The 15908-nt window shown below is 71.7% G+C and carries 13 protein-coding genes; 10 read left to right on the top strand and 3 right to left on the bottom strand.

Going from position 1 to position 15908, the window contains the following annotated elements; genetic code table 11:
* Positions 1 to 15: 15 nt before the first annotated feature.
* The 4 genes from AB0L89_RS29120 to AB0L89_RS29105 all read left to right on the top strand — a co-directional run bounded on the left by AB0L89_RS29120 (position 16) and on the right by AB0L89_RS29105 (position 4054).
* The gene (locus AB0L89_RS29120) at positions 16 to 1059 is read left to right on the top strand and encodes a 2-hydroxyacid dehydrogenase (RefSeq protein ID WP_365147106.1); all 1044 of its coding nucleotides are present in this window, start codon (positions 16 to 18) and stop codon (positions 1057 to 1059) included.
* Between the two features lie 130 nt (positions 1060 to 1189).
* Positions 1190 to 2050 (top strand): phosphatidylinositol-specific phospholipase C/glycerophosphodiester phosphodiesterase family protein, encoded by an 861-nt coding sequence (locus AB0L89_RS29115; protein ID WP_365147104.1) that lies wholly within the window; start codon positions 1190 to 1192, stop codon positions 2048 to 2050.
* Between the two features lie 140 nt (positions 2051 to 2190).
* Positions 2191 to 2385: a hypothetical protein gene (locus tag AB0L89_RS29110; RefSeq protein WP_365147101.1), complete on the top strand. Its 195-nt coding sequence runs from the start codon at positions 2191 to 2193 to the stop codon at positions 2383 to 2385.
* A gap of 100 nt (positions 2386 to 2485) precedes the next feature.
* Positions 2486 to 4054, top strand: coding sequence for a hypothetical protein (locus AB0L89_RS29105; RefSeq protein WP_365147098.1), 1569 nt, complete (start codon positions 2486 to 2488; stop codon positions 4052 to 4054).
* 6 nt (positions 4055 to 4060) lie between these two features.
* Here AB0L89_RS29105 and AB0L89_RS29100 read toward each other — a convergent pair whose 3' ends face one another.
* On the bottom strand, positions 4061 to 5338 hold the full coding sequence (locus tag AB0L89_RS29100; RefSeq protein WP_365147095.1) for a phosphodiester glycosidase family protein: 1278 nt from the start codon (positions 5336 to 5338) through the stop codon (positions 4061 to 4063).
* 71 nt (positions 5339 to 5409) lie between these two features.
* A complete protein-coding gene (locus tag AB0L89_RS29095; protein ID WP_365147092.1) occupies positions 5410 to 5784 on the bottom strand; it encodes a DUF779 domain-containing protein in 375 nt (124 codons plus the stop codon).
* A gap of 151 nt (positions 5785 to 5935) precedes the next feature.
* Between AB0L89_RS29095 and AB0L89_RS29090 the strand changes: the two genes are divergently transcribed.
* The gene (locus AB0L89_RS29090) at positions 5936 to 6610 is read left to right on the top strand and encodes a L,D-transpeptidase (RefSeq protein WP_365147089.1); all 675 of its coding nucleotides are present in this window, start codon (positions 5936 to 5938) and stop codon (positions 6608 to 6610) included.
* Positions 6611 to 6645: 35 nt separating this feature from the next.
* On the opposite strand, the gene AB0L89_RS29085 is transcribed toward AB0L89_RS29090, so the two are convergent.
* The gene (locus AB0L89_RS29085; protein WP_365147086.1) at positions 6646 to 8754 is read right to left on the bottom strand and encodes a choice-of-anchor A family protein; all 2109 of its coding nucleotides are present in this window, start codon (positions 8752 to 8754) and stop codon (positions 6646 to 6648) included.
* 560 nt (positions 8755 to 9314) lie between these two features.
* On the opposite strand from AB0L89_RS29085, the gene AB0L89_RS29080 reads away from it, so the two are divergent.
* The 5 genes from AB0L89_RS29080 to AB0L89_RS29060 all read left to right on the top strand — a co-directional run bounded on the left by AB0L89_RS29080 (position 9315) and on the right by AB0L89_RS29060 (position 15783).
* Positions 9315 to 10271, top strand: a complete 957-nt coding sequence (locus AB0L89_RS29080) for an ABC transporter permease (protein WP_365147083.1) — start codon at positions 9315 to 9317, stop codon at positions 10269 to 10271.
* 62 nt (positions 10272 to 10333) lie between these two features.
* On the top strand, positions 10334 to 12109 hold the full coding sequence (locus AB0L89_RS29075) for an ABC transporter substrate-binding protein (protein ID WP_365147080.1): 1776 nt from the start codon (positions 10334 to 10336) through the stop codon (positions 12107 to 12109).
* Between the two features lie 3 nt (positions 12110 to 12112).
* Positions 12113 to 13105 (top strand): ABC transporter permease, encoded by a 993-nt coding sequence (locus AB0L89_RS29070; RefSeq protein ID WP_365147077.1) that lies wholly within the window; start codon positions 12113 to 12115, stop codon positions 13103 to 13105.
* Positions 13102 to 14769, top strand: a complete 1668-nt coding sequence (locus AB0L89_RS29065) for an ABC transporter ATP-binding protein (protein ID WP_365147074.1) — start codon at positions 13102 to 13104, stop codon at positions 14767 to 14769. Before AB0L89_RS29070 ends, AB0L89_RS29065 begins: the two co-directional genes overlap by 4 nt.
* Positions 14770 to 14874: 105 nt before the next feature.
* Positions 14875 to 15783, top strand: coding sequence for a glycoside hydrolase family 16 protein (locus tag AB0L89_RS29060; protein ID WP_365147071.1), 909 nt, complete (start codon positions 14875 to 14877; stop codon positions 15781 to 15783).
* Positions 15784 to 15908 lie beyond the last annotated feature (125 nt).

Raw genomic sequence — 15908 nt, 5'->3', positions numbered from 1 at the left:
GGAAGGAAGCCCCTCATGAGCACCACCGTCCTCGCCGCAGGCGACCATTTCGTCCTCCCGCGCCTGCTCACCGAAGAGGTCCGCACGGCCACCGAAGGCGCCGTCGACGTCCGCGAACTCACGCTGCCCTGGCCGCACACGCCCTTCGGCCCCGTCGGCGAGGTCGACGAGGCGTCCGGCACCGAGGACGAGCTGATCGAGGCGCTCCAGGGAGTCGAGGTCTGCGTCACGCAGATGGCGCCCCTCACGGAGCGCATTCTCGCCAACTGCCCCGACCTGAAGCTGATGTGCGTCAGCCGGGGCGGACCCGTCAACGCCAACCTGGAGGCGGCCACCCGGCACGGCGTCGCCGTCTGCTACGCCCCCGGACGCAACGCCGTCGCCACCGCCGAGCACACCCTCACCCTGCTCCTCGCCGCCGCCCGCGGTGTCGGAGACACGCACACCGACCTGCGCGGCGGCGTGTGGCGCGGTGACTACTACGACTACGACAACTGCGGAATCGAGATCGAGGGCGCCACCGTCGGCCTCATCGGGTACGGCGCCATCGGCAGCCGCGTCGCCAAGGTCCTCGCGGCGATGGGCGCGCACGTCCTGGTCCACGACCCCTACGTGCGCCCGGAGGCCCTCGCGGGCATCGCCGAACAGGTCTCCCTCGACGACCTCCTCACCCGCTCCCGCATCGTCTCCCTGCACGCGCGCGTGACCGACGAGACGAAGGGCATGATCGGCGCCGCGCAGCTCGCCCGGATGCCCCGCGGCTCCGTCCTCGTCAACTGCGCCCGCGGCGCCCTCCTCGACTACGACGCGGTCTGCGACGCCCTGGACGCGGGACAGCTGTCCGGCGCCGCCTTCGACGTCTACCCCCACGAGCCCGTCCCCGCGGGATCGCGCCTCCTGAAGACCCCCGGCATCGTCATGACCCCGCACATCGCGGGCGCCAGCCAGGAGGTCGCGCACAAGGCCGCACGGATCGTCGCGGCCGAGGTCGCCCGCTTCCTGCGCGGCGAGCCGCTCGCCCACTGCGCGAACCCCGAGGTCCTCGGCGACCGGGCGTGAACACCCGACGGCAATAGCGCCAACTTCCGGAACGGCCGGGTCGCCGGGCGCGGGCGGGGCCCCATACTCACTTCGTTCCCGCCCGGCGCCGTGCCCGGGCGCCCTCGAACCCCCGTTCCGGAAGGCAGACATGGCCCTCACCACCCGTCGCAGAGCCCTCACCACCCTCGGTGCCGCCCTCGCGGGCAGCGTCGCGTTGCCCGCCCACGCCCACGCGAGCGGGCGCGGGCACCACCCCCGCCCGCTGATCCGCGCCCACGCCCACAACGACTACGAGCACCCCCGGCCCCTCCTCGACGCGCTCGACCACCGCTTCGGCAGCGTCGAGGCCGACATCTACCTCGTCGACGGACAACTCCTGGTCGCCCACGACCCGGTGGACCTCGACCCCCGCCGCACCCTCGAATCCCTCTACCTGGAGCCGCTCGCCGCGCGGATACGCGCCCAGCACGGCTCGGTCTACCGGGGTTACCACCGCACCCCCTTCCAGCTGCTCATCGACATCAAGACCGAGGGCGCGTCGACGTACGCCGAGCTGCACCGCCATCTGCGGCCCTACCGGCGGCTGTTCACGTCGTACACGTACGGAAAGGTGCGCCGGGGAGCGGTGACCGCCGTGGTCTCCGGGGACCGCGCGGCCCGCGCCCCGATGGAGGCGCAGCGCGTGCGGCACGCCTTCTACGACGGCAGGCTCGCCGACCTCGGCACCGCGGCGCCCGCCTCGCTCATCCCGCTGATCAGCGACAACTGGTCCCTCAACTTCGGCTGGCAGGGCACCGGGCCGATCCCGCCCGCCGAGCGCGACAAGCTGCGCGGCATCGTCTCCCGGGCCCACGCGCGCGGGCAGCGGGTCCGCTTCTGGGCGACGCCCGATCTGCCGGGCCCGCAGCGCGACGCGGTCTGGGGCGAGCTGCTGGCCGCCGGTGTCGACCACCTCAACACCGACGACCTGGCCGGTCTCGAGGCCTTCCTGGACGCGCACGGCGGCTGACGGGCCGCTGACCTCGGCGGATCAACGCCCGCGCACAGAGCACCCGTTCGGAGCACAGGTCACGGGCCCGAACGGGCCCTCCGCTGCGCCACACTGACGGCCGAAAGCCGCGGTGTCGCGTGGCGGAGGAGGTACTTCCCATGGCCGTTTCGATCTCTGTCGTGCTGCTGCTCCTGATCCTCGCGGTGGTCTTCCTGCGCAACGGCGCGCTGAAGCTCTCGCACGCCGTCGTCTGCGCCCTGCTGGGCTTCTACCTGGCGAGCAGCAGTGTGGCGCCGACCATCCACCACAGTGTGGCGGCCACCGCCGACCTCGTGCGCGGCATCGGGCCGTGAGTGTCGCGGACCGGCCCCGGGCGTGATCGTTCTTTGCGGGTTCATGAACAACTGACGCCTTTTCATGGACACTTCAAGGGGGCGGCCCTAGCTTCGGCGCATGTCCAGCAGACTGCGCCGCCTCACCCTCCTCAGCGCCGTGGCCCTGACGGTGTCCCTCGCGGGTCCCGCGTACGCCGACGAGATCCCCAAGGCCCCCGGGCACCGGCTCGTCGACGGCTATCAGGGCGCGCCCGCCCACGCCCGCCCGCTGCCCGGCACCCCGCCGCCCCAGCACCCCTACCTCGCCGCCAACGGACGCAGCGGCATGCACGCGGACGCGGCCGGCAGCGGCACGTACCCCTGGAGCGGACCGCTCGGGAAGCAGCCGGCCGTCGACAGCGAGAAGATGGCGGCCCTCGGCGGGGAGTGCGCGACCGTCACCTTCGACCGCGCCGGGCGCATCGTCACCGTGTGCGGCACCTTCACCGGCTTCCTGGTCAAGCTGCTCGACCCGAAGACGCTCGACACGCTCGCCGAGTACAAGCTGCCGCAGCGGCCCTCGACCGTCGAGGCCATCACCCGCCTCGACTTCTCGAAGATCTTCAAGGACACGTCGGGCGGCGCCTATTCGTACCTCGACAACGAGGACCGGCTCGTCCTCGCCGACTCGCGCCAGCACGTCGTCCGGCTCGCGCACGAGCAGGCGGCGGACGGCACCTGGCGCTTCGTCGTCGACAAGGAGTGGGACCTGACCGCGCACGTCCCGCACGACTGCGTCAGCTGGACCAACCTCTACCCGAGCGGTGAATGCGACCCGGTCACCTCCGTGATGCCGGACTGGGACGGCCGCATCTGGTGGGTGACCCGCCAGGGCCGGATCGGCACCGTCGATCCCCGGACCGACGAGATCCGCTCCGTCCGGCTGGAGGGCGAGGAGATCCAGAACTCGTTCTCCGTCGCCGAGGACGGCGTCTCGATCGTCTCCGACCACGCCCTCTACAGCTTCCGGGCCGCCGCCGACGGCACGCCGGAGGCCGTCTGGCGCCAGACGTACGACCGGGGCACCGGCACCAAGCCCGGCTCGGTGAACCAGGGTTCGGGCACCACGCCCGACCTCTTCGGCGAGCACGGCGACTACGTGGCGATCACCGACAACGCCGACGACCGCATGAACGTCCTCGTCTACCGGCGCGGCGCCGATGTGCCCGACGGCAAGCGCCTGGTGTGCAAGGTGCCCGTCTTCGGATCCGGCGCCTCCACCACCGACAACTCCCTGATCACCTGGGGCGACAGCCTCGTGGTCGAGAACAACTACGGCTACGAGAACATCACCTCGCTCGCCTTCGGCCGCAGCGTCGTCGGCGGCGTCAGCCGGATCGACGTGCGCGAGGACGGCAGCGGCTGCGACACGACGTGGGAGAGCGAGGTGCGCTCGCCCTCGACCGTGCCCAAACTCTCCACCGCCAACGGCCTGTTGTACTTCTACACGAAGGAGCCCAACAGCCTCGGCATCGACGCCTGGTACCTCACCGCCGTCGACTTCCGCACCGGCGAGACCAAGTGGAAGCGGCTCGCCGGCACGGGCATCGCGTACGACAACAACTGGGCGCCCGTGACGCTCGGCCCCGACGGGACCGCCTACGTGGGCGTCTTCAACGGTCTCGTGGCGGTGCGCGACACGCCGTGAGGCCACTCAGGCCCGGGAGAACACGCCGATGCCGTTCGGCACCGGGCGCTCGGCCCCGCCGCTGGGGTTGTTGCGCACGGTCACGGCATCGGCTCCCGGGGACCTGGCCACCAGGGTCGAGGTGGCGGAGACCAGCGTGGAGGAGCCACCGCCGTCCAGGCTGAACCCGTCCCGTGCCCCGAGCGCCCGCAGGGTGTCGGCGACTTCGGCGATGGTCAGGCCCGCGCGGAACTCCGGGGAGCCGTCGAGCGAGAGCAGCACCAGCCGCCGGCCGTCGTCGGATATCCCGGCTGCGGTCCGCACCGCCGAGGCGGTGGGGTCCAGGCCGGGCAGCGGCACGCCGTCCCGGAGCACGGGATACCCGCCGAGCGCGAACCGGAACGGAATGTGCGACCGGGCCGCCACCAGCCGGTGCGTGACCTGCACCCGGTCGCCCACCGACAGCTTGCGCAGCTCCTGCGCGCCCGCCTCGCGGCCGACCAGGACCGTGGTGCCGCGGGCTATCGGGCCGCTGCCGGGCGTGTTGGCGAGGGACACGACACGCCCGTGCCGGACCGTCACCTCGTGGGTGTCCGCGCTGCACGGCGCGCCGCGGCTCGTGTCGGTGCCGCAGGTCGCGCGCACCCGCGAGACGGCGCCCCAGTCCTCGGTGAACGCGCCGACGGAACCCACCGGCAGCGCGTACTGGTTGAGCCCGCCCAGCGGGAGGCGGGACTGCGGGGTGCGTATCCGCCCGTCCAGGGCGAGGTCGTCGAGGCGGGCCCTGCGGTCGTACCCGACGCCGAGCACGGCCTTGGTGGTCACGCCCGGCGGCATCGCGGGACCGAAGCGCTGGCCGTCGGGCACGGCCCCCTTGAGCGTGCGGCCGCTCGCGATCGCCGGTCCGACGGCCGCGCCGGTCGCCTCGACGCCCGGATGCTGGGTCTCGGTGATGTTGAAGAAGTCGCCGTTGATCCCGCCGACCGCGCCGGCGCCGTCGGCCAGCGCGGAGACGGGCGCGCGTGCGGCGACCTTGCCCGGGTAGAGCAGGTCGACGCCGGTGCGCGGATCGCGCAGGTCCACGTCGAGCACGTGCGCGCGGGCCGTGCCGTGCGAGGCGGGTATGTCGAAGTAGCCGTACTCCACGCCCGGCGCGATCTCGTCGAGCGCCGTCTGCCCGGTGCTCCCGGAAACGGCAGCGGCCGGTGCCGCTCCCATGAGAGCGGCACCGGCCAGCGTGCCGAGCGCGGTGATGAGGGCGCAGGCCGTTCTGAACCGTCCACTGCGTTGCTCGTGCCGTGTCACAGATCCCCCCTGGTGTCGGCTGGGCCACCCAACTGTCCCAGCGGCCAGGGGAGTTCACCAGGTCCCGGTGGCTATGTTCCGACGAGCCGGGAACGGATGAGGAAACGGACGCCTTCGGGGGCCTCCAGCGAGAAGCCGCTGCCCCGGCCCGGCACGACGTCCACGATCAGCCGGGTGTGGCTCCACACCTCGTACTGGCTCGCGGACATCCAGAAGTCGACGGGCTCGGCGACCCCCTCGACGGTCAGCCGCGCGAGGCGGACGTCGGAGGCCCCGGTGCGGAACTCGCCGGCCGGATAGCACATGGGCGCGCTGCCGTCGCAGCAGCCGCCGGACTGGTGGAACATCAGCGGCCCGTGGGTCTCCCGCAGCCGTTGCAGCAGCCGGGCGGCCGCGTCGGTCAGCTCCACCCGTGCGGCGCCGTCCTTCGTCTCATGGCGGTCCATGCGCCGACCCTCCTCCGCGGCACGTTGCAACAGGGTTGCGAGCGGGCCGCGGAGGCGGCGCGCGGGCCGCCGGGGCACCCGCATGGACCAATTGTGTGATCGTCGGGTCGTGTCGCCGGGTGTGGGAGCGGTCAGCGGTGAAGCTGGGGCGATGCGCTGGCTCCTCACGTCGATCGCCGCCCTGTCCCTGGCCGCTCCGTCGTCGTACGCGACGGCGGCCCCCGGCCCCGCCGAACCGCCGTGCCGCGCGGGCACCGCCGCCTACCAACGCGAGCTGGAGCGCGAGCTGCGCCTGCCGGTCGACGGCCGTCAGTCCGCCGCCGACTGTGTCGCCATCCGGCGCCTCCAGCAGCGGCTCGGCATCCGCCCGGCGGACGGCAGCGCGTCCCTGCGCACCTACCGCCTGGTCGTCGCGGACCACGTCCGGCGCGACCCCGCAGCCCGGCGCGGCTGCCCGGTGAAGCCGTTCCGGGTCACGTGCGTGGACCTGAACCGGCAGATCCTGTGGGTGCAGAAGGGCCGCGGGCTGGTGTTCGATCCGGTGCCGATCCGCAGCGGCAGGGACGGTCTGGAGACCCGGCGCGGCTGGCAGCGGATCTACTGGAAGAACCGCGACCACTTCTCCACGATCTACCACGTGCCCATGCCGTACGCGCAGTTCTTCAACGGCGGACAGGCGCTGCACGGCACGCGTGCCGACCTGTTCTCCTCCGGATCGGCCGGCTGCGTCAACCTCGCGCTGGGTGACGCCAAGCGGCTCTACGCCCTGCTGGTCAAGGGCGACCGCCTCTACATCTGGGGAACGAAACCGGGCACGGGCGGCTGACGCCGTCCGTGCCCGGTGCGCGGGGGCAGGCCGGGCTACTTGCCCTTCTTGCCTCCGCCTCGCTGGTTGGTGAGCTTCACCGTCACCGGCTTGGCGGCGCTGCCGGCGATGACCCGGTGCGGGCCGCTCACGGTGTTCTTCGGCAGGACGTACCCGTCGGGAACGGCGGTCTCCTTGAGGTAGTACGAGCCGAGTTCGAGGTTCTTGTAGTCGCACCGGCCCCGGCCGTCGGTGGCGCAGCCCCCGTCGATCAGGGTGTCCCGGTTCGCGCCGGCGGTCTGCAGGCCGGGCCTGGAGTTGGTCTCGCGCCACAGCTGGAAGACGGCGCCCGCCAGCGGCCTGTCCGTCTTCTTGTCGTGCTTGAGGACCGTCAGCGCGCCCGTGACGCCAGGGTGCTTCTGGACGACGTTCCGTGCCTCGACGGTGACGCCCTTGGAGGCGTTCTCCTCGGTGAGGACCAGCGGGCCGAAGACCGCGGGCCGGGGCTTCTGGTACCCGGGCGGTTCCTGCGTCTCGACCCAGTAGTACGTGCCCACGGGGACGTTCGTGCGGCAGGTGCCGTTCGCGGGCGTCGTGCAGGGCGGGCCCGTCTCGGTGTCGGGGTCGGCCCCGCCCTGCTGCAGGCCGTCGACGCCGTTGGTCTCGCGCCACAGCTGGAAGACGGCACCCCGCAGCAGGGCTCCGGTGTCCTTGTCCTTCTTGACGACGCCGACATCACCCTTGACCACGACCGGCTTCTTCTTGTTGGTCGCGGTGACCTTCACGCCCTTGTCGGCGTTGGCCGCCGTCAGCTCGACGGGACCGAAGACGTTCGGCGAGGGCAGGTCGTAGCCGCTGGGGGCCTTGGTCTCGCGCCAGTAGTACGTGCCGAGCGGCACGGTCTTCACGCACTCGCCGGGCGCCTCGGTGACGCAGGGGCTGCCGACCTTCGTGTCCGGGTCGGCGCCCCCGGTCTGCAGGCCGTCGGTGCCGTTGGTCTCCTGCCACAGCTCGAACTCGGCGCCCGCGAGAGGCTTGCCGCCGTCCTCGTCGGTCTTGACGACCTTGACCTGGCCCTCGGTGGGCGCGGTGGCGCAGTCGGGCAGGTCCCCCTCGAAGGGGTAGTTGTGGAACTCCTGGCCGCCGCCGCCCGTGGCCGCGCTGGTGTGGGTGAGCGAGCCGGTGGTGAAGAAGCGGCCGTTCATGCCGGGCACGCTGACCGTGGCCATCGAGCCCTGGTCGCCGATCAGGACGCTGCCCTGGAACTGCCCGGTGCCCTTGATCTCCACGGACGTGGCGTCGGGGAAGTTCCACAGGAGGCGGCTGCGCAGCTGGTTGAGCTGGCTGCTGTCGTCGATGGTGCCTGCGTAGGTGTTGATGGTGCGGTTGGTGCCGAGGATGTTGACCAGCACGGTGGCGTCGTCGGGGATCCCCTCGAAGCGGATGCCCTCCTGGCCGCCGCTGCCGCCCATCAGGTCGAAGTCGACGTTGAATACCTGGAGCTTGGAGGTGTTGTCGCCGCTGAACAGCGTCTCGCCGCCCGCGTGGGTGACCGTGCCGGTGGTCGGGCGCGTGCTGCCGCCGCCCGTCGGGTGGGCGTAGCACTGGCTGGCTTCCGTCAGCTGGTTGCGCAGCGGGATGTAGGGCTTGGCGGCGTCGGGGTCCTTCTTCTTGGTGCCGACGATCGTGCCGGTCGCGTCCCCGGCGTGCCGCACCACGCCCTCCTCGGCGAGGAGCCGCTCCCCGGTGGCGACCGTGACGTCGCCGCCCGTGGTGAGCCAGTCCGAGCCGACGGGCGGCGTCACGCGTGAGCCCACCCCGGCCTCGCCGACGTTGTAGATGCCGCTGACGCCGTCCGCCTTGTCCTGGTCGAAGTCGCCGAGGACCACGACGCGGCCCTCGGCCTCCGCGGCCCGCTCACGGACGAGGAAGTCGCCGCCGACGTAGATGTTGATGGCGTTGTCGCGGTACTGGATCGACCCGTTGTTGATGGGCGGGTAGCCGCCGCTCGGGCAGTTGCCCGGCACGCACGGACCGAGCCCGCCCGGCAGGGGCTTCGCGGCGGCGGGCGCGGCGGGGGTCACGCCCGGAAACGTCTGCGCGCTCGCGGGGGCGGCGGAGAGCCCGGTCCCGGCCACGATGCCGAGGAGACAGAGGTACCTCATTCCGGAATGGACGAGGGAGGGGAGAGTCACGTGCACATCAGCTCCTCACATGGTCAAAGAGACGTGGAGGAGGCTCGCATGAATGGCGCCGGGATCCTTTCAACCGAACGGCGCTTCATAAGAAGAGCACTGCAAAGGACGAGTGTTGGGCCATCCAGGGACGGCTTTCCGGAATCCGCGGGCTTGGCAAGGCGGAACCAGCTCATGCTCTTCGAATCCATGGTCATTGCTGCTGAAAGTCTGCTAAGTGGAGGAATGTGTGGGACCTCACAAGGTAACGGCGGGGTGAGCGAGGGGGTGAGGGTATGTCCTGGTTCGCCCAGGAGAATTCTCGGTGTTGTTGCCGTCTCATGAACAATTCCCGGCTCCGGGAAAGGCTCCCGAAACGTATCGAACACGTTCGCGGGGAACGGCGGGCGGACGTGTGGCAGGCCCGCTTTCGGCGGTGCTGTAATTCTCCGCAACCCGGCGCGGACCACCCTTTCCGCCCAGCCGGACCGATTTCCAAGGCCCGCCTCCGCGATCCGGTACGGGCACGAGCACCAGGAGCACGGCAGCGCATGGCCGACGTACAGACGCAGGAACCGCGTGGCCCGTTCGCCGTGGCCCTCAGGGCGTTCCGCGGGGACCGGCTCGGCCTCGCCTCGCTCGGTGTCGTCCTCCTCTTCGCCGTGCTCGCGCTCGCCGCACCGCTGATCGCCGCCCTCTACGGCAAGAACCCCACCGAGCACTACGGCCAGAACGAGCCGGGCCTGCTCAGCGCCGAGGGGCTGCCGGTGCTGCCCAACGGCGGGATGTCCGGCGAGTTCTGGTTCGGCATCGAGCCCGGCCTCGGGCGCGACGTGCTGACCCAGCTCCTGTACGGCATCCGCACCTCCCTGCTCGTCGCCGTCGCGGCGATCGTCCTCATCGCCGTCATCGGCGTCGTCCTCGGGGTGACCGTCGGCTATCTGAGCGGGCTCGCCGACCGGGTCTTCACCTTCGTCTGCAACGTGCTGCTCGCCTTCCCCACGCTGCTCCTGCTCCTCGCGCTGAGCCCCGTCATCCAGACGCGGTTCGTCTCGCCCGGCGAGAACGAGCCCGCGTGGATGCAGTTCACCGTGCTCGTCCTCGTCTTCGCCGCCTTCGGCTGGGTGCCCCTGGCCATGATGCTGCGCACCACCGTCCGGTCCCTGCGGGAGCGGGAGTTCGTCGACGCGGCGCGGGCCGTGGGCGCGAGCCGCCGGCACATCGTCTTCCGTGAGCTGCTGCCCAACGTCTGGGCACCCGTCCTGGTGCACATCACCATCGCCCTGCCGGGCATCGTCACCGCCGAGGCCGCGCTCTCCTTCCTCGGCGTGGGCATCAGCGAGCCGATCCCCGACTGGGGGCGCATGATCGCCCGTGGGGCCGAGGTCTTCTACGACGACCCGACGTACATGTTCTTCCCCGGCGTCGCGATCCTCGTCTTCGTCGTCGCCTTCAACCTGCTCGGCGACTGTGTGCGCGACGCGCTCGACCCGCGTACGCACCGCTGAACCGCCCTCCCCCTTCAGCTGCTTCTCCACGTCAACTCATCATCCTCCCAAGGGAGTCCGTCATGCCCAGAATCCGCCCGCGCTCCGCGGTCGCACCGGCCGCCGCCGCCCTCGCCCTGCTCGTGCTCTGCTCGTGCTCGTCGGGCGCCGGTGCGAAGGGCGACGACGCGCCGTCGGTGAGCGACGAGCCCGACCTCACCGCGGGCATCGGCACCGCCGACGACAGCGCGGGCCCGGCGCCCGAGGTCAAGGGCGCCCGGCGGGGCGGCACGATCCACGTCGCGAACCTCCGGGACGCCTCGCACCTGGACCCGCAGAAGATCTACGCCGGCGAGGGCTACAACACCTCGCTGCTGTGGGGCCGTCAGCTCACCCAGTACCAGGTCGTCGACGGCAAGGCGAAGCTGGTCGGCGACCTCGCCACGGACACCGGCACACCCTCCGACGGCAGCCGCACCTGGACGTACGAGCTGAAGGACGGCATCGCCTGGGAGGACGGCAAGCCGATCACGTCCGCGCACGTCAAGTACGGCATCGAGCGCACCTTCGCGCCCGGCTTCGAGCTCGGCCCGCCCTACTGGCCGCAGTGGCTCACCGGCAAGCAGGACCTCGCCCAGGCCCGCAAGGTCTACGGCGGGCCCAAGAAGGACGGCGACTTCAAGGGCATCGAGACGCCGGACGACAAGACCATCGTCTTCCACTTCAAGAAGCCGCAGTCCGACGTGCCGTTCATGGCCGCGCAGTCCTCCTCGTCCCCGGTGCGACCCGACAAGGACACCGGCGCGCAGTACGACCTCAAGCCGTTCGCCACCGGCCCGTACCGCATCGTCGGGCACCGGCAGAACCAGAGCATGACCCTGGAGCGCAATCCGCACTGGAAGGCGGAGACCGACCCGATCCGTCACCAGTACGCCGACAAGTTCGAGTTCACCTTCGAGAAGAAGGAGCTCAACACCGCCCAGGAGATCCTCAACGGGCGTGGTGACGGCGCGGACACCGTCACCACCAAGAACGAACTGCCGCCGGAGCTGTACGGCGAGGCCACCCGCGACCCGAAGAAGAAGGACCTCGTCGTCGACGGGCGGCGCGGCGCCTTCACCTACCACCTGGTGGCCAGGAACGACCGGGTCGCCGACCCCGAGGTCCGCAAGGCCATCCACTACCTCTTCCCGCGGCAGCAGGCCCGCCAGGCGCTCGGCGGTCCGCGCATGGGCGACATCGCCACCACGTACTCCTCGCCCGCGATCGTCGGCTACGAGAAGTACGACATCTACCCCGTCGCCCCGACCGGCGACATCAAGAAGGCCAAGGAGCACCTCGCCAAGGCCGCGAAGCCGGTCAAGAGCCTGAGTTACGCCTACGAGGCGACCGCCGCCAACGACCGCATGGCGCAGGTCCTCGTCGAGGCCTTCGGCAAGGCGGGCATCACCCTGGTCACCAAGCCGATGCCGCTGCCCGCGTTCACCAACGAGGTCGCGCGCAACGCCGACCCGAAGTACGACCTGTGGATGTCCGGCAGCTCGGTCGACTGGCCGACCCCGGCCACCGGCGTGCCCTACCGCTTCGACAGCCGCCGCGACAGCCTCGACAACGACCCGCGCTACAAGAACCCGGCCGTCGACAAGGAACTCGACCGCATCGCCACGATCGGCGACGCGACGGAGAAGGCCAAGGCCCTCGTCGCGCTGGAGAAGAACATCATCATGAAGGACGTGCCGCTCGTGCCGTTCCTGCACCAGCGCGTCCAGCAGGCCCGCGGCGCGAACGTCGGCGGCGCGTTCATCCACCCCATCTACGGCACCATCAGCCCCGCCTGGCTGTACCTGAAGAAGTCCTGACCCATGCTCACCTATCTGACGCGGCGCGGCGTGCAGGCGGTGGTGGTGCTGTTCGCCATCTCCGCCACCGCCTTCGCCCTCTTCTACGCGGCGCCGTCCGACCCGGCGGCCATCGCGTGCGGCCCCAAGTGCGACGCCACACAGATCGCGGCCGTCCGCCACGGCATGGGCCTGGACCAGCCGATCCTCACGCAGTACGCCGACTATCTGCGCGGTCTGGTCGCCGGGCGCACCATCAGCGACGTCGACGGCAGCGCCATCGCCTGCGACGCGCCCTGCCTCGGCTACTCCTACGCCCTGCACGAGCCGGTGCTCTCCGCGATCACCGGCCGCTTCCCGGTCACGCTGTCGCTGGCCGGGGGCGCGCTCGCGGTGATCGTCGTGGCGGGCATCGGCGCGGGCTTCGTCTCCGCGCTGCGCCGCGGCGGCCTCGGCGACCGGCTCCTGTCCGGGTTCACGCTGATCGGCGCCAGCGTGCAGATCTACTTCCTCGGCTACGCCCTGCAGTACCTCCTCGTCTACTCCACGGGCTGGCTGCCGCTGCCCGGCTACACCCCGCCCGGCGAGGATCTCGCGGCCTGGCTCTCCGGGCTGCTGCTGCCCTGCCTGGTGCTCGGCTTCGTCAACGCCGCCGTGTTCGCCAGGCTCTCGCGCGCCCAGCTCCTGGAAGTGATGCACGAGGGGTACGTCCGCACGGCGCGCGGCAAGGGGCTCGGCGTCCTGCGCACGCACCTCAAGTACACGGCGCGCGGGGCCGCGGCGCCGATCGTGCAGCTCCTCGGCCTTGAGGTCGGGGCGCTGCTCGGGGGCGCGTTCATCACCGAGACGGTCTTCGGGCTCAGCGGCGTCGGCAAGCTCGCCGTCGACGCCGTCACCCAGAACGACCTGCCGACGGTCGTCGGCACCGTACTGATCGCCGCGTTCTTCGTGGTGGTGTTCGTGGCCGTCGCCGATCTGGTCGTGGCCTGGCTCGATCCGAGGGTGAGGCTCGCATGACCCAGCGAGAAGTCGTGCTCGACGTACGCGATCTGACCGTGTCCTTCACCGGGCCGCGCGGCACCGTCACCGCGGCCGAGGGCGTCTCCTTCGACCTGGCACGGGGCGAGGTCCTCGGCCTGGTCGGGGAGTCGGGGTCGGGCAAGTCCACCGTCGGGCTCGCCGCGCTCGGGCTGCACGACCCCGCGCGCACCACGGTGCGCGGCACCGTCGAGGTCGGCGGCACCGACATCGTGGGCGCGAGCGAGAAGCAGCTGAGGGAGGTGCGCGGCGGGCGCATCGCGATGGTGTTCCAGGACGCCCTCGCCTCGCTCTCGCCCTTCCACGCGGTGGGCGCCCAGCTCGCCGAGGCGTACCGGCTGCACCACAGGGACGCGGGGCGCGGCGCGGCACGGGCGAAGGCCGTGGAGATGCTGGAGCGGGTCGGCATCGCGACGGCCCGCGCCCGCGACTACCCCCACCAGTTCTCCGGCGGGATGCGCCAGCGCGTGATGATCGCCATGGCGCTGATCAACCACCCTGACGTGCTGATCGCCGACGAGCCGACCACGGCGCTCGACGCCCGCGTCCAGCGCCAGGTCCTGGATCTGCTGGGGGAGTTGCAGCAGGAGTACGGCACCGCCGTGGTCCTGGTGACCCACGACGTCGACATGGTCGCCGCCGCCACCGACCGCATGCTCGTCATGCGCCACGGCCGCACCGTGGAGCAGGGCACCACGCATCAGCTGCTCACCGCGGCCGCCCACCCCTACACCCGGGCCCTCATCGGCGCGGCCCCGTCCCTGGAGACGGTGCCGGGCACCCGGCTGCCGACCGTGGACGCCCCCGAACCGGTGGCCCGCACGAACGCGCGGGTGTGGGGAGCGGCCGGCGAGGCGGCGCGCACCCTCGCCGAAGCCGCTGATCTGCGCGTCGAGTTCGGCGGCGGGCGCGGCCTGCTCGGCCGCCGGCGCCCGGCGACCCGCGCCGTGCGCGGCGTGAGCCTGCGGGTGGCCGAGGGCGAGACCCTCGGCCTGGTCGGCGAGTCCGGCTCCGGCAAGTCCACCACCGCCCGCGTCCTCGCCGGGCTCCAGAGGCCGACCGGCGGAACCGTCCGCTTCGACGGCCGCGACATCACGCGCGCCGCCGAGGACACCGCCCTGCGCCGCACGCTCAGCCGCGAGGTCCAACTGGTCTTCCAGGACCCCTACGCCTCACTGAACCCCCGCCGCACCGTCGAGGAGATCGTCACCACACCGCTGCGCGTGCACACGGACCTGAGCCGCCGGGAGCGCCGCGACCGGGCCGCCGAACTCCTGGAGCAGGTCGGCCTCGACACCGCCCATCTCCCGCGCTACCCGCACGAGTTCTCCGGCGGCCAGCGCCAGCGCATCGGCATCGCCCGCGCCCTCGCGCCCCGGCCGCGCCTGATCATCGCCGACGAGCCGGTCTCCGCGCTCGACGTCTCCGTGCAGGCGCAGGTCCTGAACCTCCTCATGGACCTCAGGGACGACCTCGGTCTCTCGCTCCTGTTCGTCTCGCACGACCTCGCCGTCGTACGCCATCTGTGCGACCGCATCGCGGTGATGCACCACGGCGAGATCGTCGAGACCGGCTCACGGGACGAGGTCTTCGAGGCTCCCCGGGAGCCGTACACCAAGGAGCTGTTGGCGGCGAGGCTGTAGCGGGCGCGGCGGGCGGCAGGTGGCCCCGGGCCCTTCCGGGACGCCGAGCGCTCCACGAGGATGACCCCTTCCTGTGGGGCGTCCTCGTGGAACGGAGACAGCACGATGGGATCACACGCGGCGACGGGCCGGCGCGGACGGCCGATCGTGCTCGGAGCGCTCGGAGTGACACTGCTCGCCGCCCTGCTGAGCATCCCGAGCGCGGGAGGTGCCCCGGTGTCGGCCGACGCCTGCCGGGACGCGGGCGCCGAGCTGCCGCGCGGCGACTGCGGGCCGTTCTGGCAGGTCCTCGCCGAGGACTTCAACGGCGACCGGGTGCCGCTCGGCGCGTTCAGCGACTGCGACCACCACGCCGACACCTCCGCCGCGTACTGCGCGGGCCTCGACGGCGCCTACCGCGACAACTGGTGGGCGTATCCCACCGGTTGGCGCGACACGGCGAACGACCGCGCACGCGACGTCGTCGGCGTCTACCACCCCGAGGACACCGTGAGCGTGGGCCCTGCGGAGAACGGCGACGGCCGCATGCGCATCCGCATGTGGCGGCCCGCCGACGGAGGCCCCGTGCACGCCTCCGCGGTCGTACCGCGTGCCGTCATGCAGATGAAGTACGGCAAGTACAGCGCCCGCATCAAGGTGACCGAACAGGCTCCGGGCTACAAGTCGGCGTGGCTGCACTACGGCGGCGGCTGCGAGATGGACCACCCCGAGGGCGAGTGGACGGGCACCCTCAGCGCCTTCCACCACCCCTGCGGCGGTGGCGAACAGGGCTCGTTCGAAGGGGCCGACGACTGGACCGAGTGGCACACCGTGTCCACCGAGTGGACCCCCGGGCATGTCCGCTTCTTCGTCGACGGACGGGAGACGGGACACGACACCAGGGGCGTCCCCGACCAGCCGTTGTCCTGGGTCCTCCAGAACGAGAGCGCCCTGGAGGGCCCGGGGGCGGCGCCCGGCAGCAGCGCCCAGCTGGAGATCACCTGGGTGGCCGCGTACGCGTACGGCTGGAAGTGACGCCCGGTACCCACGGCGGTGAGGGCGGATGCCCCGCAGCGGCAAGTGGTCCTCCGCACGTGCGAGTTGGCGCCTCGAAGTGGATTCCTGAATCCCGTACAACCCTCGCGCCCCATGCCGTGTCG

It is taken from the genome of Streptomyces sp. NPDC052114 (assembly GCF_040680155.1).
In the GTDB taxonomy this organism is placed as follows: domain Bacteria; phylum Actinomycetota; class Actinomycetes; order Streptomycetales; family Streptomycetaceae; genus Streptomyces.
This window is presented reverse-complemented; position numbering and strand designations above follow the sequence as displayed.

Excerpts from the sequence above, each read along its gene's own strand:
- AB0L89_RS29065 (WP_365147074.1), top strand. The coding sequence starts at position 13,102 with ATGACCCAGCGAGAAGTCGTGCTCGACGTACGCGATCTGACCGTGTCC.
- AB0L89_RS29115 (WP_365147104.1), top strand. The coding sequence starts at position 1,190 with ATGGCCCTCACCACCCGTCGCAGAGCCCTCACCACCCTCGGTGCCGCC.
- AB0L89_RS29090 (WP_365147089.1), top strand. The coding sequence starts at position 5,936 with ATGCGCTGGCTCCTCACGTCGATCGCCGCCCTGTCCCTGGCCGCTCCG.
- AB0L89_RS29120 (WP_365147106.1), top strand. The coding sequence starts at position 16 with ATGAGCACCACCGTCCTCGCCGCAGGCGACCATTTCGTCCTCCCGCGC.
- AB0L89_RS29070 (WP_365147077.1), top strand. The coding sequence starts at position 12,113 with ATGCTCACCTATCTGACGCGGCGCGGCGTGCAGGCGGTGGTGGTGCTG.
- AB0L89_RS29095 (WP_365147092.1), bottom strand. The coding sequence starts at position 5,784 with ATGGACCGCCATGAGACGAAGGACGGCGCCGCACGGGTGGAGCTGACC.
- AB0L89_RS29085 (WP_365147086.1), bottom strand. The coding sequence starts at position 8,754 with ATGAGGTACCTCTGTCTCCTCGGCATCGTGGCCGGGACCGGGCTCTCC.
- AB0L89_RS29105 (WP_365147098.1), top strand. The coding sequence starts at position 2,486 with ATGTCCAGCAGACTGCGCCGCCTCACCCTCCTCAGCGCCGTGGCCCTG.
- AB0L89_RS29110 (WP_365147101.1), top strand. The coding sequence starts at position 2,191 with ATGGCCGTTTCGATCTCTGTCGTGCTGCTGCTCCTGATCCTCGCGGTG.
- AB0L89_RS29060 (WP_365147071.1), top strand. The coding sequence starts at position 14,875 with ATGGGATCACACGCGGCGACGGGCCGGCGCGGACGGCCGATCGTGCTC.
- AB0L89_RS29075 (WP_365147080.1), top strand. The coding sequence starts at position 10,334 with ATGCCCAGAATCCGCCCGCGCTCCGCGGTCGCACCGGCCGCCGCCGCC.
- AB0L89_RS29080 (WP_365147083.1), top strand. The coding sequence starts at position 9,315 with ATGGCCGACGTACAGACGCAGGAACCGCGTGGCCCGTTCGCCGTGGCC.